Raw genomic sequence first — 22453 nt, 5'->3', positions numbered from 1 at the left:
AGCGGGATCATTCCAGCGATTGAGCAGCCGACAACGCCCGGACAGGCACGAACAAATGCGGCAGAGCAATCAACGCGGGGCAGTCGCGTTGTAATAACAGTCGAGCGAGCGCGTCTCTATCCATCAAGCGGCGCGGTGTGCCGCTCCACACCCGAGGAAGGCGCCAATGACCTTGCAACTTACTTTTCTGGGCGGTGCCGGTACGGTCACCGGATCGAAATATCTCGTCGAGACCGGCGACTGCAAAATCCTTGTCGACTGCGGCCTGTTCCAAGGTTTCAAGCAGCTACGCCTGCGCAATCGCCAACCCCTCCCCATCGCGCCGCGCGATATCGATGCCGTTCTCCTCACGCATGCTCATCTTGATCATTCGGGTTTCATTCCGGCGCTTGTCCGCGACGGTTTCCGTGGTCCCGTGATCAGCACGCACGCGACCTTCAAGCTGTGCGAGCTCCTGCTCCCCGACAGCGGCTATCTCATGGAAGCGGACGCGCGCTATGCCAACAAGCGCGGGTTCAGCAAACACACGCCGGCTCTTCCACTCTATACCGAACGCGATGCAAAGGCGGCGCTTGCCTCCTTCGCTCCGACCGGCTTCGACGAACCGACGAGAGTTGCCGAAGGCTGCAGCGCGATCTTCCGGCCAATGGGGCATATTCTCGGGGCGGCCAGCATCGAGCTGAACTGCAACGGCAAGCGGATCGTCTTTTCGGGTGATATCGGCCGCTACTCCGCAGCAACGATGATCGATCCGGTGCGCGTTCCGCGAGCAGACTATCTTGTCGTCGAGTCGACCTATGGCAACCGACACCATGACGAGACCGACCCCGAAACCGCGTTGGAAGATGTCATCAACCGCACCATCGGGCGCGGCGGAAGCGTCATCATCCCGTCATTTGCGGTCGGACGCGCCCAAACGCTGCTGTTTCATCTGAGCCAGCTGCGTCGCCGCGGACGGCTTGGTCCCGTACCGATCTTCCTCAACAGCCCGATGGCGGTCAACGCAAGTTCGATCTTCTGCGACCATGTTGGAGAGCACCGCCTGACGGAAGACCAGTGCCGGGAGGCCTGCGGCATTGCCGAATACGTCCGTGACGTCGAGGACTCAAAGCGCCTCAATCGCGACCCCATGCCCAAAATCATTGTCGCGGCGAGCGGGATGGCGACGGGCGGAAGGATATTGCATCATCTCAAAGCTTATGCCCCCGATCCCCGCAACACGATCCTCCTGGCCGGTTTCCAGGCTGGCGGGACGCGGGGCGCAGCCCTGCGCGATGGTGCCAGCGAACTGAAGATCCACGGAGAGTTCATCCCTGTGCGCGCAGAGGTTGCCAGTCTCGACATGCTGTCTGCCCATGCCGATCAGGGCGAACTCCTGCGATGGCTTGGCGGCTTCGAGGATCCGCCGGTCCAGACATTCGTGACTCACGGTGAGCCCGAGGCCTCCGATACGTTTCGCCGTTGCATCACCGAACGGCTTGGGTGGGAGGCGCGGGTCCCCGAACACGGCGAGCGCGTGGTGCTCGCATGAGGGCGAGCGGGCCTCAGATGCTTACCGACCAGCCAGTGGCGCCTCATGGCCTGCGCGTTCGGCGCCTCGGCATCGAGACCGGCGGCGAAGCGATCGTGTTCATGCACGCCGACTGTCCAGTCGCCCGTTCGGAAGGGTTCGCGACGCGGACGCGCGTGGAAGTCCATGCGGGAGGCCGCCGCGCACTCGCAACGCTCTTTTTCACGACAAATGGCCTGCTCGACCCCGACGAGGTCGGACTGCCAAACGCTCTTTGGCGCCAGCTTCATGCTGGCGATGGCGATGTCATTGAGGTGCGTCATCCGCAGCCACTCGCTTCGATGAGCGATGTGCGCGTCAAGATCTACGGCCATCGTCTCGAGCAGGACCGGCTTACGCGGATCGTCGCGGATATCGCCACCGGCCGCTATTCCGACGTGGAACTCGCCGGCTTTGTGACCGCCTTTGCCGGGCAGACGCTCGACGTAACCGAAACTGCGGCGTTGACACGTGCCATGCTCGAAGCGGGTGACCGGCTCGACTGGCCCGATGAACTGGTTTTGGACAAACACTGCGTCGGCGGGCTCCCGGCCAACCGCACCACTCCACTCATTGTGGCGATTGTCACCGCTGCCGGCTTCACCATGCCCAAAACCTCTTCCCGCGCCATCACCTCCCCGGCAGGGACAGCCGATGCGATGGAAGTGATGGCGCCAGTCAATCTCGATCTGGCAGCGATGCGGCGCGTGGTCGAGCGTGAGGGCGGATGTGTCGTCTGGGGCGGCAATGTGCGCCTGAGCCCGGCTGACGACATCCTGATCGGCGTCGAGCGCGCGCTCGATGTGGATAGTGAGGTCCAACTTGTCGCGTCTATCCTGTCCAAGAAGCTCGCCGCCGGGGCGACGCACGTCCTGCTCGATCTACCCGTGGGCGCAACCGCCAAAGTGCGCTCACCAGCTGAAGCAGCCAGGCTCAGCGCGCATCTGGTCGCGGTTGCGGCGGAATTCCATCTCTCGGTGACCCCGGTGTTGACCGACGGGACACAGCCGGTGGGGTCGGGCATCGGGCCAGCGCTCGAGGCGCACGATGTTCTCGCCGTCCTGCGCAGAGCACCCGATGCTCCGGCGGACCTGCGCGAGCGGGCGATTGATCTGTCAGGCAGAATTCTCGACCTCGCTGGCGGACCGCCCGGGCGGGGGCGTGCGCAGGCCAGCTCGATCCTCAACGACGGCCGGGCGCTCGACAAGTTCATGGCGATCTGCGAGGCGCAAGGGGGCTTTTCCGAACCGTCCACCGCACCGCTGCGATATACGATCAGCGCACCGCGCAGTGCCAGGGTGGCGGCATTCGACAATCGGACGCTGGCGCGTATTGCCAAGTTGGCGGGTGCACCGCGATCCAAATCGGCAGGCATATCGCTACATGTGAAACTGGGTGCGACAGTGGCGCGGGGAGAGCCGATCTTCACCGTTCACGCGGAGAGCCGCGGCGAGCTGGACTACGCGCTGGCCTTCGCCGCCGCCAATCCCGACGTCATTCGATTGGCAAGCCTGTGAATCCGGTCCTGTTCTCGCTCAGCGCCTCGCCCGACATGGCGGCTCACTTGTGTGCCGAGACCGGCATGGAACTTGGAGAAATCGTCTGGCGCCAGTTTCCGGACGGCGAGAGCTATGTGCGCCTGTTGTCCTCCGTCCGTGAGCGAGACGTCGTTCTGCTGTGCACGCTCGATCGGCCCGATACCAAGGCCTTGGCCCTCTTGTTCGCGGCCGACAAGGCACGCGAAATGGGCGCGCGCCGCGTCAGCCTCGTTGCACCCTATCTGGCCTATATGCGCCAGGACAAGGCCTTCAATGAAGGCGAAGCCGTAACTTCGGTCACTTTCGCGCGCCTACTCTCGCGCACGTTTGATGCACTCATCACCGTCGATCCGCACCTTCATCGTCACTCGGACCTGGGCGCGGTCTATTCCATCCCGGCCATTGCGGTTCAGGCCGCGCCCGCAATAGCTGCGTGGATCCGGCTTGAGGTCTCCAATCCGCTCCTTATCGGTCCCGACGAGGAAAGCGGTCAGTGGGTCGAGGAGATCGCCGGCCTTGCCGGCGCTCGCTACGCAGTTCTCCGCAAGGAGCGCAGGGGCGACTATGACGTCAGTATTTCCGCCGCCAATCTGCCCGATTTATCCAACCTTACACCGGTGATCATTGATGACATCGCCTCGAGCGCGCGCACCATGATCGAAGCGGTGCACATTCTTCGGGAAGCAGCTGCCGCAGCGCCGATCGCAATCGTCGTCCATCCGATACTGGCGGGCGATGCCTTTGGGAAACTGCAGGCGGCGGGCAACGGCCGGATCGTCAGTACCGACACCATTGCGCATCCATCCAACGCAATCAGTGTCGTCCCACAAATCGCCGCAGCGCTAAAGGCGTGGCGCAATGAAACAGCCCGGCCGGAATCTTCGTCGGTGGGTCGTCAACGCGTCAACGAAAGCCCTTCGTAGTGATGCGGACAGAACATCCGCCACGAAGCAGCGACCGTGGTGATGGGTCAGCCAGTCGGTATGCAGGAGATTTATCGAGATTCGGTGTCGTCTTCCCATGAGCGGCCGCCGTCGTCCCGACAACATGCCAGGTGCTTGTTCGTTTCAAGTGAGCGAAAACATTCCTGCTCCCGCCCGGGCAGGTATTGTCAACCAATGTCCCGGACGGCCCACTTGCCACTACGCCCCGGAGAACCGCTCGAGACCTGACAGATATCTGCCATCTCTAATCAGCCGAGAACCCTCCCACATGGGCTCGAAGCGAGGACTCTGCATGGGCACATTCACAGTCGAGAAAGCCATGCTCGATGCACGTGCGGCACATCTGCAGGAGTCGGGTCTTCAGCGCACGACGTGCGCGGTGCAATCTGACGGTCACATTGTTGACCGTCGTGTCGAGACTTTTCGCGATCTCGTCCCGCGGCTCTTCGAGCAAATCGGCGCGCCATATGACCTCCGCATAGTCGGGCTTCAATGTCGGCAGGAGCCGGTAAAGGCAGTTGCACACTGTCTGGTCAAGATCCACCTCCGGTTGCGTGTGCGCATGGCTGCTCTCGGCAAGCTCATGCGGATCGACACCGATCTCCTTGCTGCGCCGTCGGATGACAGTCCGCTGGAAATCGGCAATCGTCGTTGCCAGAACGCGCGAAAGCCAACCTTTGACCGACTTTGCCTCGCGAAGCTCTCCCGCGCGCTCGATCGCCTTGAGCATGAAGCGCTGCAGAACCTCCTCCGCTTCGTGGGAACTGTGAAGACGCCGATTCAGGAATTTGAGAATGTCCTGATGACTGTCCACCAGCGCCCGTCGGACGGCTTCGTCCATCGGCCTCAAGGCATCGTCGCCGGCAGCCGCCGAAGTGGCAGGATCATCCATCGAGCTTTCCAATACGAATATTCCCGCTGAGGATCGCCTACCTCAAACTTCTGCAACAGAGTGCCACACTACAGGAAGCTTTAACATGTTTAACCCGAATCGATTGCTCACAATCCAGGCTTATCGTGGACGACTCAAATGCCGATGACGACCAGCGCCTCGTCTCGTCGTCGGGATCACCCGGGCAACGCAGCGAGCGTGCGCGGGCTTCAGCGTGCGGCCGTGAAGGATGGCACAAGATGATTGACTTGGCGATCACCGTCCACTTGCTGGCGCTGACCGACGATACGGGTCTGGCCCAACACGCCCGGCATCATTTCGTCGACCGTTCTCATGGCTACTGTCTCGATGACAACGCGCGAGCGGTTACCGTAATGTGCCGTCTGGCCCACCTGCGCACGCTAAGCGCCACAGAGCAACACGCTCTCACCGCTTATGCCGCGTTTCTCGATCATTCTTTCGACCGGCAGACACGACATTTCAGGAACTTCATGACGTATGATCGACGCTGGCTGGACGAAGAAGCGGCTGAGGATGCTTGCGCACGCGCCGTTCATGCCTTGTGCGTCATGATCGCGATGCCGCCTCAGGAATGGATGCGGGTCTGGGGACGCGATCTTCTCGAAGCGGTCCTTCCGCGCCTGCACGAGCTCGCTTCGCCGCGTTCGTGGAGCTTGGTCCTGACGGGTCTGGACATATTACTGCGCAACAGCTCTCCCTGGAGGGAAGCGGAGCAGCTGCGCGAGCAACTGGCGCATGAATTGCTTCAGCGATGGCGGGACGCGGTGCAACCTGCCTGGCCCTGGTTCGAAGACGGGCTGGCCTACGACAATGGACGCCTGGCCGAGGCCGCGATTACGGCCGGTACGGTGCTGGGCATGGCTGATCTGCGCGGAGCCGGACTATCAGCCCTGCAGGCACTCTGGGACTGGCAGTACGATGGACAGGTCTTTCACCCGGTCGGTACGCATAATTTTGGACGCAGACACCAATTGCCGTGCAGGTTCGATCAGCAACCCATCGAAGCGCATGCCATGGTCGATGGGTGCCTCGCCGCCGCCAGTTCAGGTGCCGACACCGCCCTCTGGCGCGAGCGCGCGGATATCGCAATGGCATGGTTTTTCGGACGAAATGATCTTGGCCGCGCGCTCGTGGAACCAGAAAAGGGTCTGTGTCATGATGGCCTTCACGAGGACCGGATGAATGCCAACGCAGGCGCGGAATCGACGCTTGCCTATATCGGCGCATTCCTCTCGATGGCTTCGCTGGAGAGACAGCGATGACCGACAGGCAACTCAGCACTCCTTCAAAGCCTTGTCCAAGGACCCAAATGGAGAGGCCCTGGGAAAGCAGAACGCTATGACAACCGGCATTTTGCCCTCAGCGACCCGCCTTTCCAAAAAGCGCAGCGAGTTCTGCGAATTTGGCGCGCTGCGTTTCCTTGTCGCCGCTCTCGATCGCTTCCTGAACACAGTCCTGGGCATGAATGGCGAGAACCCTGGCTCTCGTTGCCCGCAAGGCGGCTTCCATCGCAGCGATTTGATGCATGATATCGACGCAGTACCGCTCGTCTTCCAACATGCGGATCACACCCCTCGCCTGGCCCTCGACCCGCCGCAGACGAGCGATTTCCTTGGTGAACTTCATCTCCCGATCCTTCGTCGCCTCAGGGCATATCGTACCAAATGCACCGCACTTAATTACCCTACCGGGGTAAAGTTTACAAATGTCCGCTTGTCCGCTACCGGAGAATGGGTGTCGAAGCACTAGCCTGTCCATCGGAGCGGGACAAACCGCGAAGCACGCCGAATTTGCCGGGTCAGGAGCAAGGAGCCGATCATGACGCAATTGTCCATTCCCCGCGCGATCCTGGTCTGGGGCACGGCTTTGAGCCTGTTCCTGATGATCAGTCTTATCGCCTGTATTCTTTACGGTTTGGCCCTGCCTTCCGGATTCGAAATGCACCGTGCCTGGTCGCCCTGGCTCCCCGGGTTCGAATGGCTGACACTCGGCGGTGTTCTCGCGGGTCTGTTTTGGTCCTTGATCTACGGTTTCTGGGCGGCGGCCCTCCTCGTCCCCCTGCACCGCCTCACAAGGCGTTGGTTCGGAGCTGCAAATGACTGATCACAAGACCTGCTGCGACCCTGCCAGCGGCGCGCTGCCGACCGGAGGCGTAGCGATTGATCCGGTTTGCGGCATGAGCGTTACGATTGCCGGAGCCGAGCACAGCGCCGAGCACGATGGTGCGCGCCACTACTTCTGCTCCGCGCACTGCCAGCAGAAATTCGTGACCGATCCCGAAATGTATCTGAGCGGAACGCATCTGCAGGCGGTCGAGGATCTGCCCGAGGGCACGATATACACCTGCCCGATGCACCCGGAAATCCGGCAGCAAGGACCAGGCTCGTGCCCGATTTGCGGCATGGCGCTCGAACCGGAAACCTTCAGCCTCGATGACGGCCCCGATCCGGAGCTCGTCGACATGAACCGCCGCTTCTGGATAAGTCTGGTCTTCACTATCCCGTTGTTCATCTACGCGATGGGCGATCTGATCCCGGGACAGCCGTTTTCACAGCTTGTCGAACCGGCCTTGGCGCAATGGATACAGCTGGCGCTGGCCACACCTGTCGTGCTCTGGGGCGCTTGGCCATTCTTTACGCGCGGTCTGCAATCGGTTCGGACGATGAACCTCAACATGTTCACGCTGATCGGGCTCGGCGTCGCCATCGCTTACGCGTTCAGCGTCGTGGGAACGATTGCGCCGCACATCTTCCCGCCCGGTTTTCACGATGCCGATGGGCGGGTGGCGGTCTATTTCGAAGCGGCGGCGGTCATCGCCACGCTTGTCCTGCTCGGGCAGGTGCTCGAACTCAAGGCGCGCGGCGCAACATCGAGCGCTCTGCGCGCGCTGCTCGAACTCGCGCCGCCGACCGCGCTAAAACTCATGCCCGACGGTTCGGAGCGTGAGGTCGCTCTCGATCAGGTCGCGACGGGCGACCGCCTGCGCGTCCGCCCCGGCGATAAGATCGCCGTCGACGGCCGTATTCTTGAAGGCTCGAGCAGCGTCGATGAATCGATGATCAGCGGCGAGCCGCTTCCGGTGAAAAAGTCGATCGGCGACGAGGTGACGGGGGGTACGGTCAACCAGACGGGCGGCTTTGTCATGACTGCGGAACGCGTGGGCAAGGACACGATGCTGTCCAAGATCGTGCAGATGGTGGCTGAGGCGCAGCGCAGCCGCGCGCCGATCCAGCGTCTGGCCGATCTTGTCGCGGGCTGGTTCGTGCCCGTGGTAATCGGCATCGCCATACTTACCTTCGCTGCCTGGGCGGTCTGGGGGCCGGAACCGGCGTTCGCGTATGGCCTGGTCAATGCCGTAGCCGTACTCATCATTGCCTGCCCCTGCGCCCTGGGCCTCGCAACGCCGATGTCGATCATGACCGGGACCGGCAAGGGTGCGCAAAACGGTATCCTGGTGAAGAACGCCGAGGCGCTCGAGACCTTCGAGAAGGTCGACACCATCGTCGTCGACAAAACCGGGACACTGACCGAAGGCCGACCGGAGCTGGTCATGGTCGAACCTGCACAGGGCATCGATGAATCGGAGATGCTGCGCCTGGTGGGCGCCGCCGAAATCGGCAGTGAACACCCGCTCGCCGAGGCGATCGTCAAGGGCGCTCGCGCGCGCGGCCACAAGTTCGCGGCGGCGAGCGATTTTTCCTCCGTGACGGGCGAAGGTATCGAGGCAAGCGTCGGCAAGCGACGCGTCGCGATCGGCAACGCAAAGATGATGCGCCGGGTCGGTGCCTATGACCCGATCATGGCCGACGCCGCCGAAACCGCCCGAGCGAAAGGGCGGACGGTGATGTTCGTTGCAATCGACGGTAAGCCGGCCGGGCTGATCGGCGTCGCCGATCCGATCAAGCCGACCAGCGCGCGCGCCATCGGCCGTCTCCACGCAGCCGGTATTCGGGTGGTCATGCTGACCGGCGACAGCGAGGCAACCGCGCGCGCCGTGGCGAACGAAGTGGGGATCGACGAGGTCCATGCCGATGTCTCGCCTGCGGACAAGAACCGCATCGTCGGTGAATTGAAGGCGGCAGGCAAGACTGTCGCAATGGCGGGCGACGGGATCAACGATGCGCCTGCGCTCGCCGCGGCCGATGTTGGGGTGGCGATGGGAACCGGCACCGATGTCGCGATTGAAAGCGCCGGCATGACCCTTGTGCGCGGAGATCTCGAAGGCCTGGCCCAGGCGCACCGGCTTTCGAGTGCAACCATGCGCAATATCCGGCAGAATCTGTTCTTCGCCTTCGCCTACAACTCGCTCGGCGTGCCGATCGCCGCTGGCGTGCTGTTCCCCTGGTTTGGCATATTGCTGAGCCCGATGATCGCGGCAGCCGCGATGAGCCTCTCTTCGGTGTCGGTTATCGGCAATGCGCTGAGACTACGGACGCTCGATCTCAGAAGCGAGCCATGACGGTGTGAATATGCTCTGGCGCCCTGTCCGTCGGCTGATCCGCTGGAGGCTGAGCAGGTCGGCGCGCAAGGTGCTCGAAACGAGAACTCTCGAGCGGTTAGATGGCGTGTGGCTGCGCTGGTTGCCGGATGAGATTGATCTGTTCCTCGCGAACCTGGAGCCACAGGCGAAGGAACTGCGCCCCTTGTCCGATCTTGGTCAACTTCCGAGCGCAGGCAATCGCCTCATGGTGGAGCTAGCCATCTATACCGCCGCGGCCTATCGGGCCTTGCTCGAAGCAGGGCTTTCCAGAGAATCGTCGCGGAGCGCGGTCGCCGACATCGGGTGGAACGTCTATGCGCTTCTTCTCCGGCTGAATTCGCTCCCTCTCCGTCTGGTCACGCGGGATCCCGGCAAGCGGCTACGCGGCACGATCGGACTGCTGCTGCGTTTTCCGTTCAACGCGCCTGGCGCACCGGGTTACGCGGTGGAGGTGCGCCGGGAGGGCGACGACCTCATCACCCACTTTACCCACTGTCCGCCGCAGACCCTTATGCGGACCCTCATTGCGGAAACGGGCGACTGCGGCGATCTAGAAGCCTCTTTACGAAAGCTGGTGCCGGTACGACTGGCCCGGCGCCGACATCATCGCGAATGACGGCGGCCGAGGCCATTATGAGCGGCGACAGACGCTCTCCCGCGGCGACCCGGTCTGCGATATGTGCTGGAAGGCGCAAGCCAAATCGAACGGAACGTAAGCGGGAACAGGCGAATGCAGCCCCCGCTGGCAGCTCTCGAAAGATTCACACCGGGTTGTTAGCGGTCTTCACGGTCGACGCGCGGTAAATCCGCTCAATGGCTTCGGCGAGCACGCGATTGAATTCCTCGTCATCCATCCCGGCGCGCAGATCCTGCAGGAGCGCACGGCTGAAGCTTGCCACAAGCGCATGATTTTTTGCCAGCTCATCACAAGCCTCTTCCTGCGAATACCCGCCCGAAAGTGCCAACACCCGCGCACAGCTGGGATGTCCCACAAGCGGCGCAAATAGGTCTGGCGCTGCTGGCATGGAAAGCTTGAGCATCACCCGGCGGCCAATTGGCTGTTTATCGAGTGCTTTCATCAGCGCGCCAAGAAGTATAGTGTCGCATTCGGCGCGCGACTTGCTTTTCAGGTTCACCTCCGGCTCGACGATTGGCATCAGGCCCTTGTCCAGAATGCGATTTGCGATGCCGAATTGTTGATCGACAATAGCGCCAATGGCTCCGGCGGACGCCGCGTTGATCAGCGAACGCATTTTCGTGCCAAAAATGCCCTTGGCCTTTGCGCGGTCAAGCAAGGTCTCGAGACCCGGGATCGGCTTCATGAGCCGAACACCATCCTTTTCGTCTTCCAGACCCCGATCGATCTTGACGAAGGGCACGATGCCACGCTGCCGGAGCAAGTCCGGCACGGGCGTGCCGTCCACCTCGCCCTCCATCGTTTTCTCGAATAGGATCGCACCCAGGATCTTGCGGCCATCGAACGACGGAGCGGTAATGAGCCGGCTCCGCATCTGATGGATGAGGGCGAACATCTCTTCTTCACCGGAATAATCGTGAGCGCTGATGCCATAGTTTGTCAGCGCGGTCGGCGTCGAACCGCCTGACTGGTCGAGCGCAGCAACGAAGCCGGCACCGCCAATGATTTGCGCCATCAGTACCGGGTCGTGCATGCACCGCCTCCGTTCATCCGGGCGGAGGATGCCTTCTTGCGTGTCACTTCCTTCCGGCGGCAGATTTCACGCCTTGCACTCCGTTTGAATACGCCGTGCTCGCGACCGCCAGGACCTTCGGCCGGAGGAACCGGAAAAGGTGCATTACCGCGCCCGTTGGAGCTGCCAGCGGGTATGGTCATCGGCGCTCACCCATGAAGCGGAGCAGAAACAGGAACAGGTTGATGAAATCGAGATACAGCGTCAGTGCACCCATTACGATCGCCTTGCCGCGGAAATCGCTGCCCTTAACCTCAGAATAGATGTTCCTGATCTTCTGGGTGTCATAGGCCGTGAGCCCGGCAAACAGCAGAACTCCAATGCCGCTCACGATCATGTCCATCACCGAGGATTTCAGAAACTTGTTGACGAGCATGGCGATGATCAGTCCGAACACGCCCATGATCAGGAACGATCCCCACGCGGACAAATCGCGCTTGGTCGTATAGCCCCACAAGCTCAACGCGGCAAAGGCCGATGCCGCCACGAAGAAGGTGCGGGCGATGCTGACCCCAGTGTAAGCAAGAAAAATGGTAGCGAGCGACACGCCCATGAGTGCCGCGTAGCTCCAGAACATGGCCTTGACCGCCGTCTCGGAAAACCGATTGATGCCAAAGCTCAGGGCAAGCACTAGCGCCAGGGGCGCGAATACAGCGACCCAGCCCAATCCTGTCGGCGCTCCGGTTGCAGCAAAGAACAGTGCGCGTACACTGTCCGTGCTGGCCACGAATAGCGCGACCAAGCCGGTGAGCAGCAATCCGCTGGCCATATAATTGTAGACGCCGAGCATATAGGATCGCAGCCCCGAATCGTAGATTTGGGCGGGCGCCCCCGCGCGGGACCGTAAGGGGTGCTGATCTAGAGTTTTGAGTGGGTCTGCCATTCTGAAGTCCTCCTGCGCCGGACCGCTGACGGTGCCGAATTTCTGCCGCCGCCCTCTGAAGACGTTTGAGCCTCCGGTGAATTACAGTTTGCTGTCGCTATGCAGACCCGCGCTTTAGACGACAAGAGCGCCATGGAAGAGGAAGGCCTCCGTCGTCGCTGGAACGCACCTGTCAACCGTCCGGGTTGCCGCGCGACATGCTTCAATCATGGGTATAGGTGAAATGCACCGTCACAGACGGCTTGCGATGCATCGCGTGCGGAGTCTGCTTCGATTGCGACGGCAGCATGTGCGGCGGGCGGTCCACGACAATTCCGATCCGGTAATTAATGCCTCGGGCAAAGGTTGTGTACCCGCCGAAAGTCAGCGCGCCCGCGACAGTCATCGGTTGCAGGCGAACCGATCGTTGTATTCCGCCAGGCTCGAGGATATGCGCGGTGACATTCGCGTCCTTGACTCTGGCCCCTGAAGCCTTTTCGAAGACAGCGGCCGTGATGTGCATGCTGTGAGAGCTTGCCGGCGTGCCGCCATGCATCTCCGCCTCGGGATGGCCGGTTGGATGACCCTTCACCACTGCCGCCGGCACCACGCCTAGATACACCGTGAGACCGCCCGCGCTCTGAGAACCATCGATTACACCCGCGTTGGCTGTGACCGGAGCGAAGAGCATTCCTGCTAGGCCCAGCGTAGCAAGCGCTTGGCGCCAGAACGATCTGTATCTCATAGTGAAGGCATCTTCCTCTTTGTTACGTCCGGGCAAGGGGCAGGACTGCATCGGCTTGCCCTACGGGTTACGCGTCGCCGCCACCAGGCGCATCTTTTTGCTTGGCCAGAGTCTCGAACAATCCTCCAAATTCAATGGGGAACGGGAAAACGATGGTCGAGCTCTTATCTCCGGCAATTGTGCCCAGAGCACCCAGATAGCGAAGCTGCATGGCTTCAGGACGTGCCGAAAGAGTTTCAGCCGCTTCCAGCAGCTTTTGCGCCGCCTGTTGCTCGCCTTCGGCATTGATGACCCGGGCCCGGCGCTCGCGCTCGGCCTCAGCCTGCTGGCCGATCGCACGGATCATGCTTTCCTGAATATCGACATGCTTGATTTCGACATTGGCGACCTTGATTCCCCACGCGTCGGTTTGTGCATCGAGAATTTCCTGGATGTCCTTGTTGAGCTTGTCCCGCTCGGAGAGCATTTCGTCGAGTTCGTGCTTGCCGAGCACCGAGCGAAGCGTGGTCTGCGCTAGCTGGACACCCGCAAAAACCCCTCGCTTTGAGGCACGTGCTGTGATTCACTCGGGGCATTGAACGGAGAGTGTCGATGCACCCACGCAGCCTATTTTCGCTTGCGGAGCACCTGGACCGGCTGAGCAAGGACGGCGATCCGCTGGAGGTTTTGGCGGGCACGGTTGAGTTTGAACGCTTCCGGCCGCTTCTGACCCGCGGGCTTGGCTATAGCGACGGCGCCAAGGGCGGTCGCCCGGCCTTCGATCCCGTGGCGATGTTCAAAGTGCTGATGGTTCAGGCGCAGCATAATCTGTCGGATGCGCGCATGGAGTTCATGATCAGAGATCGGCTGAGCTGGATGCGCTTCTTCGGTTTCGACCTTGGCGGCGCGATGCCGGACGAGAACACCATCCGTCACTATCGCAACCGGCTCACCGAGAGCGGCACGCTTGAGGCGTTGATGCAGGCGTTCGAACAGCAACTGCGCGAGGCAGGATACCTGGCGATGGGCGGTCAGATCGTCGATGCCACGCTGGTGCCCGCGCCCAAGCAGCGCAACACCGAGGACGAGAAGGCCGCGATCAAAGCCGGCAAGTCAGCCAGGCAGATCTGGCGGAGCAAGCCGAACAAGGCTCACCAGAAGGATGTCGATGCGCGCTGGACGTTGAAGATCGGGGGCAAGATCCGTTATCGCCCCGACGGCACCCCGCTGCCGCAGATCGCCACACCCGTGTTTGGCTACAAGTCGCATATCAGCATCGACCGGCGCTTCGGCTTTATTCGCAAAGCAGCGGTGACATCGGCAGCGGACAGCGACGGGCGCCAGTTGCGCCGGGTGATCGACACCGCCAACACCGCTGGCGATGTCTGGGCCGACAGCGCCTATCGTAGCGCCAGGAACGAGGCATTGCTGAAGGCCAACATGCTCAAGAGCCGCATCCATCGCCGCAAGCCCAAGGGCAGACCGATGCCCGAGAACATGGCACGCGCGAATGCTGCAAAGTCGGCTATCCGGGCCAGGGTCGAGCATGTCTTTGCCCACCAGAAGAACCGCTATGGCCTCTTTATCCGCACCATCGGCATTGCCCGTGCGCAGGCAAAACTCACGCTGGCTAATCTCGCCTACAACTTCGACCGCCTGATCTTCCATGAGCGATGTGCAGCCACGGGATAGGTGCGCCTGAAATCGACAAAAAGGCCCGGAAGGCCAAAGACATCACCGAAAATTGGCCAATCCAACCTTTCCAATAGCGTCTCTCGCGGCAATCCCCGCAACCCGCCCAATCACGGCGCCAAAATCATGGTTGTTGCGGGTGTCCAGCTGGCTGATTGCGTAATCGAATTGCTCCACCTGAATGATCGCACGCTCCGGATCGATCACGCGGAAGTAGATCACCGCGTTCACGTGAATGGAGACGTTGTCGCGCGAGATCAGGTCCTGGGTCGGCACGTCAAGAACGATCGTACGCAAATCAACGCGTGCAATGGTCTGTACAAACGGGAAAATAAAGATCAGCCCGGGCCCTTTGACCCCAGTAAAACGACCGAGCGTGAATATAACCGCGCGCTCATACTCCCGCAAAATGCGGATCGAGCCTGCGAAAACTGCCAGCGCAATGAACAGGATGACAATTATGGTAAAGATGTTGCCGCTCGCGTCGTACTGCATCTCGTTCTCCGATCGCTTGGACACTGTCATGTGCTGCTTGCCCCAATAGGAGGCAACTACGCCATCAAAGACGCGCCGAAATTCGAAATCTTACAGAGCCATGGAATGAAGGAAGGTCGCCAGACCATGAATCGCCTCCGTCCATCGCAAATCGGCGTATGAGAATGTCGGTGATGTCCCGAGTCCGGTCCGCAGCTGCCTGCCGTGAATGATCCGAACCAAACCACAAATGCATGTCAGGCGTTCGGGCTCAGGACCGGGAGGCTGGACAACGATCGATATGCTCGATTCGACCATCGCATGCCCTTTGGGGCGACGCAGGCCAAGAAATCAGATTTCAAGTGTAAGAATCGCAGATGAAGAACGTCAGAATCTCAGAATCAACGACAACCACTGCAGTGGCCCCAGGCGCGCCGCAGTTGATGAAACGACTTTGCAGACGGAGATTCTCACATGCTGTCCAGGTCGGGATACGCCCCTCGCTGTTGCTGCGCGCATCCATGATTTCGATCGTTCCTGCGCGCGATAATGGCAACAATCAGCAGCGCGCAGGCGTCGTTCGAGGGGCGGAGTCCTCCCCCTGCCCATTCTCCGCCCCTCGAACCTTGCAAAGTTGTCGGCCGTCCGGACGCCAAGGTCAGCTGGCAAGTACATTTGGCACGGCGCCATGAGCACTGCGTCGCGATTGGCGAAGGCTGGCGTGGTCGTCGCAGTTCGCGGCAGTGTCGTGGATGTCCGTTTCGAGGATCATTTACCGCCCATCTATTCCGTGCTTCGTGCCGGCCCGGACAGACAGATCGTCATTGAGGTGCTGGCGCAGCAAGATGCGCACCACGTGCGGGGCATTGCCCTAACACCGACACAGGGCCTGGCTCGCGGCTCGCCGGTGGAAAACACAGGCGGGCCGCTCAAGGCCCCCGTGGGTAAGTCCGTGCTCTCACGGATGGTCGACGTATTTGGTAACGCCATAGACCGCAAAGCTGCTTTGTCCGAAGTCGAATGGCGTTCGGTTCACCGCGCACCGCCCTCGCTTATGCACCGCTCGACCAAATCGGAGATCTTCGAGACCGGGATCAAGGTCATCGATGTTCTGGCGCCGCTCGAACGCGGCGGCAAGGCGGGACTTTTCGGCGGAGCGGGTGTCGGCAAGACGGTGCTGCTGACCGAAATGATTCACAATATGATCGGACACAACGCCGGAATCAGTATCTTTTGCGGTATCGGTGAGCGCTGCCGCGAAGGCGAAGAGCTGTACGATGCGATGAAGGACGCTGGCGTGCTACAGAACATGGCGATGGTCTTTGGGCAGATGAACGAACCGCCAGGCGCGCGATTCCGTGTGGGACATGTGGCCCTGACGATGGCCGAATATTACCGCGACGACGAACACCGCGATGTCTTGCTGCTCGTCGATAATATCTTCCGCTTCATACAGGCGGGCATGGAGGTGTCGGGCTTGATGGGCCAGATGCCGTCGCGCCTGGGCTATCAGCCAACCATGGGCACCGAGCTATCGGGGTTCGAAGAGCGCATCGCCAACACCGACACCGGCGCAATCACCTCAATCCAGGCGGTCTATGTGCCCGCCGATGATTTTACCGATCCGGCAGCCGTGCACACCTTCTCGCATCTCTCCGCGTCGATCGTGTTATCGCGCAAGCGGGCCAGCGAAGGGCTTTTCCCGGCCGTCGATCCTCTGCAGTCCAGATCCAAGATGGCCACCCCTGGCGTCGTCGGCGAACGCCATTATAGCCTGGCCCAGGAGGTCCGCCGGACACTTGCACAATATGATGAGCTCAAAGACATCATCGCCATGTTAGGTCTGGAACAGCTTTCCCCCGCCGATCGCAACATCGTCGCGCGCGCACGCCGGTTGGAGCGATTTCTGACGCAACCTTTTTTCACGACCGAACAGTTCACAGGCCACAAGGGCAAACTGGTCAGTCTCGAGGACGCGCTGAGCGGCTGTGAGCGCATCCTGCGTGACGAATTCAAGGACTTCCCCGAAAGCGCGCTCTACATGATCGGCGCGATCGACGAAGCCAGAACGAACTCTCAATCAGAACTCGAACCTGCGGGCTGACCCATGAATCTCAAGATTCTCCTGCCGTTCGAGATCTTCGTCGAGAAGACTGACGTGATGCGCATCGTCGCCGAAACGCCGGACGGGTCGTTTGCCATTTTACCGCACCGTCTGGACTGCGTGGCGGCCCTCGTCCCCGGTATATTGATTTACGAAACGCCCTCTGACGGGGAGACTTTCGTCGCCATCGATGAAGGTGTGATTATCAAATCTGGCGCCGAGGTGCTCGTCTCTGCCCGCCGCGCACTGAGCGGGACAGTCCTTGGCCAGTTGCGCGACGCGGTGGAACGGGAGTTCCTGACATTCGACCGACGCGATCAAGACATGCGCTCGACCCTGGCAAAACTGGAGGGCGACCTCATCCGCCGTTTGGTGACGGTCCGCGATGAGAGATAGGCCGACCAAGACACCTCGAACCCAAGAGCAGTCGTTCGGTAAGACGATCGGCACTAAAGCGGAGCGAAAACTGAAGGCTCGGCGCAATGCCGGCAAAGGCGTCTGGTTCGGTTTGGGAATGATGGGGCTCGTCGGCTGGTCGGTAGCAATCCCGACGCTGCTCGGGGCCGCGCTCGGCATTTGGTTGGATCAACGTCATCCAACCGAATTTTCCTGGACTCTCGCCCTGTTGGTGGCGGGTCTTGCCATCGGCTGTTTCAACGCGTGGCACTGGATCGCCAAGGAAGACAAGGCGATGCAGGACGATCTGGAAGACACCCATGAATGAACTCGGATCTTTGGGGCCACCTTTGGTCGCTGGCCTTCTGCTCGGTGTGTTCTTCTTCGGGGACTATGGTGGACCGTCCGCAGGGGTATTTCGTCAAGACAGCCGGGACTTTGGTTCATGGGCAGCATGCTGGTGCGGACAGGCATCACCATGGCGGGGTTCTATCTGGTGGGAGGATCACATTGGGAGCGCTGGCTCATGTCCCTCCTTGGCTTCCTGGCCGCACGTCTGACGATGAAATGGCTGACGGGTTCATCGACCAATATCCTCACCCGCTCGGCAGCGGAGGCACGCCATGCGCCTTAGTCCCGACGACATGGTCTTCTGGCAGCAAGGCTTTTTCAAGCTCAACGGCACAATCGTGTTCACATGGGGTCTGATGCTTGTGCTGGCCATTGGCGCAATGCTCATCACGCGAAACCTCTCCACGGAATTGCACCGCTCGCGCTGGCAAAATCTGCTGGAAATCATCGTCACGGGCATCGAGCAGCAAATCGAAGATGTGGGTCTGCGGCCCGCACGGAAATACATCGGCTTTTTAGGAACGCTCTTCCTGTTCGTCGCCTTGGCCAGTCTGTTCACGATTGTCCCTGGCTACGAGCCACCGACCGGTTCGCTTTCGACAACGGCGGCTCTGGCGCTGTGCGTCTGGGTGATCGTCCCGCTGTACGGCATTCGGGAACAGGGTCTGGGCGGATATCTCAAATCATATTTGGAACCGACAGCCATCATGCTGCCGTTCAACATCATCAGTGAACTGTCGCGCACATTGGCACTCGCCGTGCGTCTGTTCGGCAACATGATGAGCGGAGCGCTCATCCTCGCCATCCTCCTCAGCGTCACGCCGTTCATTTTCCCCGTCGTGATGAGTGCGCTCGGACTGCTCACCGGCATGGTGCAAGCCTACATCTTCAGCATTCTGGCCACCGTATATATCGCTGCCGCCACACGCGTTACTGGTCCTAGATCAGAGCCACGACCAGTTCCTTCAGCATGAACGGCGTCAACAAAAAGGAGGCATTATGGATAGCGCGACGCTAATTGCGATTGCTTCAATCGTCACTGCCGGACTGACGATCGCCTTGGGAGTATCGGGCCCGCGCTGGGCGAAGGACGCGCGGTCGCCACGGCGCTGAGCTCGCTGGCACAGCAGCCGGATGCTTCTGCCACGATCACACGAACCTTGTTTGTGGGGCTGGCCATGATCGAGTCGGTCGCAATCTATTGCTTCGTGATCTCGATGATACTCATCTTCGCCAATCCGTTTTGGAGTAACATCATCGCTCAGACCGCGGGACAGTAGTCCGTGCTCATCGATTGGTTCACTGTCGGTGCGCAAGCGCTCAACTTTCTCATCCTGGTGTGGCTGTTGAAGCGCTTTCTCTATCGCCCGATCCTAGGCGCGATCGATGCGCGCGAAAAACGGATCGCTGCCGAACTCGCCGACGCCGACGCAAGAAAGGCGGAAGCGGAACGAGAGCGCGAGGAGTTCCGGCGCAAGAACGAGCAGTTCGATCAGCAACGCACCGACCGCATGAAGATGGCGATCATAGAAGTGGGCGTGGAGCGACAGCGGCTCCTCGACGAAGCACGGAAGGCCGCCGATGGCATGCGTGCAAAACGACAGGAAGCGCTGCTAAGCGAGGCTCACAATCTCAATCAAGCAATCTCCCGCCAGGCCCAGCAGGAGGTTTTTTCCGTTGCGCGAATGGCGTTAAAGGATCTTGCCGCCGCGAATGTCGACGAGCGCATAAGCGAGGTCTTCATCGACCGGCTGCTGGAGATGGACAGCGGGTCCAAGGAGCGACTTGGCAAGGCTCTCGAGACGACCCCTGATCCGGCGCTTGTGCGCAGCGCATTTGATTTGCCCGCCGAACACCGCGCGGCAATCGAAAAAGCGCTCCACGATATCTTCTCAATCGACGTCCGCGTCCGGTTCGTTGTCGCCCCCGAATTGGTCGGCGGGATTGAGCTGATCGCAAATGGACAAAAGCTCGCCTGGAGCATCGCCGATTATCTGACGTCTCTTGAAAGCCAGGTCGATGGACTACTTGCGGAGAGAGGTGAAGTAAAGACCCAGACCACCCTAAAGTACGGCTCAACATCGATCGCGAAAACCGAGGGTCTCAACCTAAAATCACTGAACCATCAAAACTGGACAGGAAGGGCGAATGATCGTCAAGCCTGAGAACTTGCCGAGTGTTCTCGGTCCTGCCTTATCCGCAGTTGGACAGGCGCGAAAAACATTCAAACCGCAGCTGACATCGAAGGAGGTCGGCACGATCACCGCCATTGCCACTGGTGTGGCCAAGGTGGCCGGCCTTCCTTCCGTCGGCTTTGAGGAACTCATCAGATTTCAGGGCGGCACGCTCGGCATAGCGTTCAATGTCGACGAAGACGAAATCGACGTTGTGCTCTCGGGCCCCATTCTCATCTCAACGCTGGTGATGAAGTCGGGCGCACGAGCCGGGTGATGGATGTCGCAGTAGGCGATGGCTTGCTGGGGCGCGTTATCGATCCGCTTGGACGACCGCTCGACGACAAAGGCCCGTCATCACCAGCGAGCGCTTTGCCCATGAGCGTAACGCGCCGCACATTATGGATCGCGCGGCAGTTACGATCCCGCTCCAGACCGGGATCAAGGTCATCGACGCCCTCATTCCGGTCGGCCGTGGTCAACGCGAATTGATCTTGGGTGATCGACAGACAGGCAAGACCGCCATTGCGATCGACACCATTCTCAATCAGCGCGATCAGAATCTGCTGTGCGTGTATTGTGCCATCGGCCAGCGTGCCTCCGCCGTTGCAAAGACGGTAGCAACACTGCGGGAAGCCGGTGCTATGGACTATACGGTGGTTGTGGTCACCGAGGGGAACGATCCGCCGGGTCTGACCTTCATCGCCCCTTACGCTGCTACCAGCATCGCAGAGCATTTCATGGCGCAGGGTCGCGCCGTGCTGATTGTTTATGACGATCTCACGCAGCATGCCCGTGCTTACCGTGAGCTATCCCTGCTATTGCGACGTCCGCCCGGCCGCGAGGCCTTTCCGGCGATATCTTTTACATTCACGCGCGGCTGCTCGAAAGGGCAACGCACCTGCGCGAGGAGCTCGGAAGCGGGTCGCTCACGGCGCCCGATCGTTGAAACCGAAGCGCAGAACCTGTCCGCATATATTCCAACCAACCTGATTTCGATCACCGATGGCCAGATATATCTCTCCCCTGCGTTGTTCGAACTGGGTGTATTGCCTGCCGTCGATGTCGGCAAATCCGTCTCGCGTGTCGGCGGCAAGGCGCAACGCGCAGCTTTCCGCGCTGTAGCTGGCGATCTCAAGCTCGCCTATGCTCAGTTTGAGGAACTCGAGACCTTCGCCCGGTTCGGTGCCAAGCTTGATCAAGACACCCGCAAAACAATCGAACATGGTCGCCGCATTCGCGCCTGCCTCCAACAGCCCGAAAACGCGCCAGTCTCAGTACCGGCGCAAATTGCGATCCTTCTGGCCGTAACCACGAAACTTTTCGATACGGTTGCGCTCGGCCAGATGGCGAATGCTGAGCTTGCGGTTCAGAAGGCTGCCTCAACATCCCGGCTAACGTGCGGGCGCAACTGGAAAGCGCCGAAAAGCTGAGCGATGACGATCGCGCAGCGATTATCGAAATCGCCCGGCAGGCACTTGCTCCTTTCCAGGGCGCACCGCCGTCAGACGCAATAGCCGAGTCCAGGAATCGTTCCCCTTTGGTCGCCGCTCAGTTCAAAGCCGCGAAGGATGGAACGGCCACGTCATGAGCAATACGACGGAAGGCCTGAAGCGAAAGATCCAGAGTGCCGACGATCTCCAGTCCGTCGTCCGGACAATGAAGGCCCTGGCTGCATCGAGCATCGGACAATTCGAAAGATCCGTTCGCGGATTGGCCGATTACCAGCGCGCTGTTGAACTTGGGTTGGGCGTCTGCTTTCGGCAAAGCGCGCGCCCGCTTCCAGCGCGCGGCGAAGAACGACACGGGCACAACAAAGCAGTCAGCGCGATTGTTTTCGGGTCGGATCAAGGTCTGGTGGGTCAGTTTAACGACGTGATCGCCGAGCACGCGATCACGACCCTTGCCGCGCTTCACGGCAAATGCTTGGTGTGGGCGATCGGCGAACGTATTTCTGCCCGCCTGGCGGATGCCGGATTGCAACTAGTGGGACTCTTGCCAGTACCCAGTTCAATCCAGGCCATCGCCTCGCTTGTCGCGCAGGTTCAGTTGGCCAGTGAAACGCAAGCAGCCAATGGTGCAAGTCTGTGGGTGTTCCACAATCGCCCGTTGCCCGGCTCTCTATATGAACCGGTCGGGCAGCGATTGTTGCCGCTCGACACACAGTGGCAACAAGATCTGCTCAACATCCCCTGGCCCGCCCAGAATCTCCCTGAAATCGTAGGCGCCAATTATCCGGCAACGAGCGCCTTCATCCGCGAGTTTCTGTTCATCTCACTCTTTCGGGCCTGCGCCGAGTCTCTCGCGAGCGAGAATGCGAGCCGGCTGGTAGCCATGGAGCGCGCCGACAAGAATATCAGCGAATTGCTCGAGCAACTGCGCGCCGCCTTTCATCAGCTGCGCCAGAGCGACATTGATGAAGAACTGTTCGATGTCATCTCCGGCTTCGACGCTCTGGCATCATCGCGGTAACTGCCGCCGTCGGAGCAATCATCATTGGACATGTTATTGCCCATTGTCGCTCCACGACAGGCCAAACCCAC

At 60.5% G+C, this 22453-nt stretch carries 23 protein-coding genes and 2 pseudogenes; 18 read left to right on the top strand and 7 right to left on the bottom strand.

The features are described from left to right. The first annotated feature begins 166 nt into the window (after positions 1-166). Genes A9D14_RS17740 through A9D14_RS17730 form a run of 3 tightly spaced genes read left to right on the top strand, consistent with a single transcriptional unit; the run spans position 167 to position 4010 of the window. Positions 167-1531, top strand: coding sequence for an MBL fold metallo-hydrolase RNA specificity domain-containing protein (locus A9D14_RS17740; RefSeq protein WP_066850750.1), 1365 nt, complete (start codon positions 167-169; stop codon positions 1529-1531). A 17-nt stretch (positions 1532-1548) separates the two neighbouring features. After that, a complete protein-coding gene (locus tag A9D14_RS17735; RefSeq protein WP_198302101.1) occupies positions 1549-3066 on the top strand; it encodes a thymidine phosphorylase family protein in 1518 nt (505 codons plus the stop codon). Beyond that, positions 3063-4010: a ribose-phosphate diphosphokinase gene (locus tag A9D14_RS17730; RefSeq protein WP_066850748.1), complete on the top strand. Its 948-nt coding sequence runs from the start codon at positions 3063-3065 to the stop codon at positions 4008-4010. The genes A9D14_RS17735 and A9D14_RS17730 overlap by 4 nt, the downstream gene beginning before the upstream one ends. A 265-nt stretch (positions 4011-4275) precedes the next feature. On the opposite strand, the gene A9D14_RS17725 is transcribed toward A9D14_RS17730, so the two are convergent. Further along, positions 4276-4923 (bottom strand): RNA polymerase sigma factor, encoded by a 648-nt coding sequence (locus tag A9D14_RS17725; protein WP_066850944.1) that lies wholly within the window; start codon positions 4921-4923, stop codon positions 4276-4278. Between the two features lie 239 nt (positions 4924-5162). Between A9D14_RS17725 and A9D14_RS17720 the strand changes: the two genes are divergently transcribed. Further along, positions 5163-6206: a hypothetical protein gene (locus tag A9D14_RS17720; RefSeq protein WP_066850747.1), complete on the top strand. Its 1044-nt coding sequence runs from the start codon at positions 5163-5165 to the stop codon at positions 6204-6206. Between the two features lie 97 nt (positions 6207-6303). Here A9D14_RS17720 and A9D14_RS17715 read toward each other — a convergent pair whose 3' ends face one another. Continuing rightward, on the bottom strand, positions 6304-6570 hold the full coding sequence (locus A9D14_RS17715) for a metal-sensitive transcriptional regulator (protein ID WP_066850746.1): 267 nt from the start codon (positions 6568-6570) through the stop codon (positions 6304-6306). Between the two features lie 192 nt (positions 6571-6762). Here A9D14_RS17715 and A9D14_RS17710 point away from each other — a divergent pair, with 192 nt between their 5' ends. From A9D14_RS17710 to A9D14_RS17700, 3 genes are read left to right on the top strand one after another with little or no spacing between them, the layout of a single operon-like run. Beyond that, complete coding sequence (locus A9D14_RS17710; protein WP_066850745.1) at positions 6763-7047, top strand: hypothetical protein; 285 nt, start codon at positions 6763-6765, stop codon at positions 7045-7047. Beyond that, positions 7040-9403 carry a heavy metal translocating P-type ATPase gene (locus tag A9D14_RS17705; RefSeq protein WP_066850744.1) on the top strand — a complete coding sequence of 788 codons (2364 nt, stop codon included), beginning with the start codon at positions 7040-7042 and terminating at the stop codon, positions 9401-9403. Before A9D14_RS17710 ends, A9D14_RS17705 begins: the two co-directional genes overlap by 8 nt. A 4-nt stretch (positions 9404-9407) precedes the next feature. Continuing rightward, entirely contained in the window at positions 9408-10040 is a 633-nt protein-coding gene (locus tag A9D14_RS17700; protein ID WP_157668303.1) for a hypothetical protein, read from the top strand. Between the two features lie 145 nt (positions 10041-10185). Here A9D14_RS17700 and A9D14_RS17695 read toward each other — a convergent pair whose 3' ends face one another. From A9D14_RS17695 to A9D14_RS17680, 4 genes and pseudogenes are all read right to left on the bottom strand, one after another. Beyond that, positions 10186-11094: a fructose bisphosphate aldolase gene (locus A9D14_RS17695; RefSeq protein ID WP_066850742.1), complete on the bottom strand. Its 909-nt coding sequence runs from the start codon at positions 11092-11094 to the stop codon at positions 10186-10188. Positions 11095-11272: 178 nt separating this feature from the next. Continuing rightward, positions 11273-12016 (bottom strand): Bax inhibitor-1/YccA family protein, encoded by a 744-nt coding sequence (locus A9D14_RS17690; RefSeq protein WP_066850741.1) that lies wholly within the window; start codon positions 12014-12016, stop codon positions 11273-11275. A 202-nt stretch (positions 12017-12218) separates the two neighbouring features. Then, the gene (locus A9D14_RS17685) at positions 12219-12686 is read right to left on the bottom strand and encodes a hypothetical protein (protein WP_066850740.1); all 468 of its coding nucleotides are present in this window, start codon (positions 12684-12686) and stop codon (positions 12219-12221) included. A gap of 121 nt (positions 12687-12807) precedes the next feature. Further along, positions 12808-13275, bottom strand: a pseudogene (locus tag A9D14_RS17680) (SPFH domain-containing protein); the annotation flags it as partial. 56 nt (positions 13276-13331) lie between these two features. On the opposite strand from A9D14_RS17680, the gene A9D14_RS17675 reads away from it, so the two are divergent. Further along, positions 13332-14411 carry an IS5 family transposase gene (locus A9D14_RS17675; RefSeq protein WP_066850739.1) on the top strand — a complete coding sequence of 360 codons (1080 nt, stop codon included), beginning with the start codon at positions 13332-13334 and terminating at the stop codon, positions 14409-14411. Positions 14412-14453: 42 nt separating this feature from the next. On the opposite strand, the gene A9D14_RS17670 is transcribed toward A9D14_RS17675, so the two are convergent. Further along, positions 14454-14906, bottom strand: coding sequence for an SPFH domain-containing protein (locus A9D14_RS17670; protein ID WP_232469172.1), 453 nt, complete (start codon positions 14904-14906; stop codon positions 14454-14456). Positions 14907-15573: 667 nt separating this feature from the next. Here A9D14_RS17670 and atpD point away from each other — a divergent pair. The 10 genes and pseudogenes from atpD to A9D14_RS17625 all read left to right on the top strand — a co-directional run bounded on the left by atpD (position 15574) and on the right by A9D14_RS17625 (position 22382). Continuing rightward, positions 15574-16989, top strand: a complete 1416-nt coding sequence (gene atpD / locus A9D14_RS17665) for a F0F1 ATP synthase subunit beta (RefSeq protein ID WP_066850738.1) — start codon at positions 15574-15576, stop codon at positions 16987-16989. Positions 16990-16992: 3 nt separating this feature from the next. Beyond that, positions 16993-17385 (top strand): F0F1 ATP synthase subunit epsilon, encoded by a 393-nt coding sequence (locus A9D14_RS17660; protein ID WP_066850737.1) that lies wholly within the window; start codon positions 16993-16995, stop codon positions 17383-17385. Next, positions 17375-17713, top strand: coding sequence for an AtpZ/AtpI family protein (locus A9D14_RS17655; protein ID WP_066850736.1), 339 nt, complete (start codon positions 17375-17377; stop codon positions 17711-17713). Before A9D14_RS17660 ends, A9D14_RS17655 begins: the two co-directional genes overlap by 11 nt. A gap of 6 nt (positions 17714-17719) precedes the next feature. Next, a complete protein-coding gene (locus A9D14_RS17650; RefSeq protein ID WP_332459797.1) occupies positions 17720-18019 on the top strand; it encodes an ATP synthase subunit I in 300 nt (99 codons plus the stop codon). After that, a complete protein-coding gene (locus A9D14_RS17645; RefSeq protein WP_066850735.1) occupies positions 18009-18710 on the top strand; it encodes a F0F1 ATP synthase subunit A in 702 nt (233 codons plus the stop codon). The genes A9D14_RS17650 and A9D14_RS17645 overlap by 11 nt, the downstream gene beginning before the upstream one ends. Positions 18711-18735: 25 nt before the next feature. After that, positions 18736-19016: pseudogene (locus tag A9D14_RS17640) on the top strand (F0F1 ATP synthase subunit C). Positions 19017-19019: 3 nt separating this feature from the next. Further along, positions 19020-19901, top strand: coding sequence for a F0F1 ATP synthase subunit delta (locus A9D14_RS17635; protein ID WP_066850734.1), 882 nt, complete (start codon positions 19020-19022; stop codon positions 19899-19901). Beyond that, a complete protein-coding gene (locus A9D14_RS20220) occupies positions 19885-20187 on the top strand; it encodes a hypothetical protein (protein WP_232469170.1) in 303 nt (100 codons plus the stop codon). Before A9D14_RS17635 ends, A9D14_RS20220 begins: the two co-directional genes overlap by 17 nt. A 124-nt stretch (positions 20188-20311) precedes the next feature. Further along, the gene (locus tag A9D14_RS20215) at positions 20312-21343 is read left to right on the top strand and encodes a hypothetical protein (protein ID WP_232469167.1); all 1032 of its coding nucleotides are present in this window, start codon (positions 20312-20314) and stop codon (positions 21341-21343) included. Between the two features lie 154 nt (positions 21344-21497). Continuing rightward, the gene (locus A9D14_RS17625) at positions 21498-22382 is read left to right on the top strand and encodes a F0F1 ATP synthase subunit gamma (RefSeq protein WP_066850733.1); all 885 of its coding nucleotides are present in this window, start codon (positions 21498-21500) and stop codon (positions 22380-22382) included. Positions 22383-22453 lie beyond the last annotated feature (71 nt).

The organism is Croceicoccus marinus (assembly GCF_001661675.2).
GTDB classification, from domain to species: domain Bacteria; phylum Pseudomonadota; class Alphaproteobacteria; order Sphingomonadales; family Sphingomonadaceae; genus Croceicoccus; species Croceicoccus marinus.
This window is presented reverse-complemented; position numbering and strand designations above follow the sequence as displayed.

Excerpts from the sequence above, each read along its gene's own strand:
- A9D14_RS17625 (WP_066850733.1), top strand. The coding sequence starts at position 21,498 with ATGAGCAATACGACGGAAGGCCTGAAGCGAAAGATCCAGAGTGCCGAC.
- A9D14_RS17695 (WP_066850742.1), bottom strand. The coding sequence starts at position 11,094 with ATGCACGACCCGGTACTGATGGCGCAAATCATTGGCGGTGCCGGCTTC.
- A9D14_RS17690 (WP_066850741.1), bottom strand. The coding sequence starts at position 12,016 with ATGGCAGACCCACTCAAAACTCTAGATCAGCACCCCTTACGGTCCCGC.
- A9D14_RS17735 (WP_198302101.1), top strand. The coding sequence starts at position 1,549 with ATGCTTACCGACCAGCCAGTGGCGCCTCATGGCCTGCGCGTTCGGCGC.
- A9D14_RS17670 (WP_232469172.1), bottom strand. The coding sequence starts at position 14,906 with ATGCAGTACGACGCGAGCGGCAACATCTTTACCATAATTGTCATCCTG.
- A9D14_RS17710 (WP_066850745.1), top strand. The coding sequence starts at position 6,763 with ATGACGCAATTGTCCATTCCCCGCGCGATCCTGGTCTGGGGCACGGCT.
- A9D14_RS17705 (WP_066850744.1), top strand. The coding sequence starts at position 7,040 with ATGACTGATCACAAGACCTGCTGCGACCCTGCCAGCGGCGCGCTGCCG.
- A9D14_RS17720 (WP_066850747.1), top strand. The coding sequence starts at position 5,163 with ATGATTGACTTGGCGATCACCGTCCACTTGCTGGCGCTGACCGACGAT.
- A9D14_RS20215 (WP_232469167.1), top strand. The coding sequence starts at position 20,312 with ATGGATCGCGCGGCAGTTACGATCCCGCTCCAGACCGGGATCAAGGTC.
- A9D14_RS17645 (WP_066850735.1), top strand. The coding sequence starts at position 18,009 with ATGCGCCTTAGTCCCGACGACATGGTCTTCTGGCAGCAAGGCTTTTTC.
- A9D14_RS17675 (WP_066850739.1), top strand. The coding sequence starts at position 13,332 with ATGCACCCACGCAGCCTATTTTCGCTTGCGGAGCACCTGGACCGGCTG.
- atpD (WP_066850738.1), top strand. The coding sequence starts at position 15,574 with ATGAGCACTGCGTCGCGATTGGCGAAGGCTGGCGTGGTCGTCGCAGTT.
- A9D14_RS17655 (WP_066850736.1), top strand. The coding sequence starts at position 17,375 with ATGAGAGATAGGCCGACCAAGACACCTCGAACCCAAGAGCAGTCGTTC.
- A9D14_RS20220 (WP_232469170.1), top strand. The coding sequence starts at position 19,885 with ATGATCGTCAAGCCTGAGAACTTGCCGAGTGTTCTCGGTCCTGCCTTA.
- A9D14_RS17740 (WP_066850750.1), top strand. The coding sequence starts at position 167 with ATGACCTTGCAACTTACTTTTCTGGGCGGTGCCGGTACGGTCACCGGA.
- A9D14_RS17715 (WP_066850746.1), bottom strand. The coding sequence starts at position 6,570 with ATGAAGTTCACCAAGGAAATCGCTCGTCTGCGGCGGGTCGAGGGCCAG.
- A9D14_RS17660 (WP_066850737.1), top strand. The coding sequence starts at position 16,993 with ATGAATCTCAAGATTCTCCTGCCGTTCGAGATCTTCGTCGAGAAGACT.
- A9D14_RS17725 (WP_066850944.1), bottom strand. The coding sequence starts at position 4,923 with ATGGATGATCCTGCCACTTCGGCGGCTGCCGGCGACGATGCCTTGAGG.
- A9D14_RS17685 (WP_066850740.1), bottom strand. The coding sequence starts at position 12,686 with ATGCTCTTCGCTCCGGTCACAGCCAACGCGGGTGTAATCGATGGTTCT.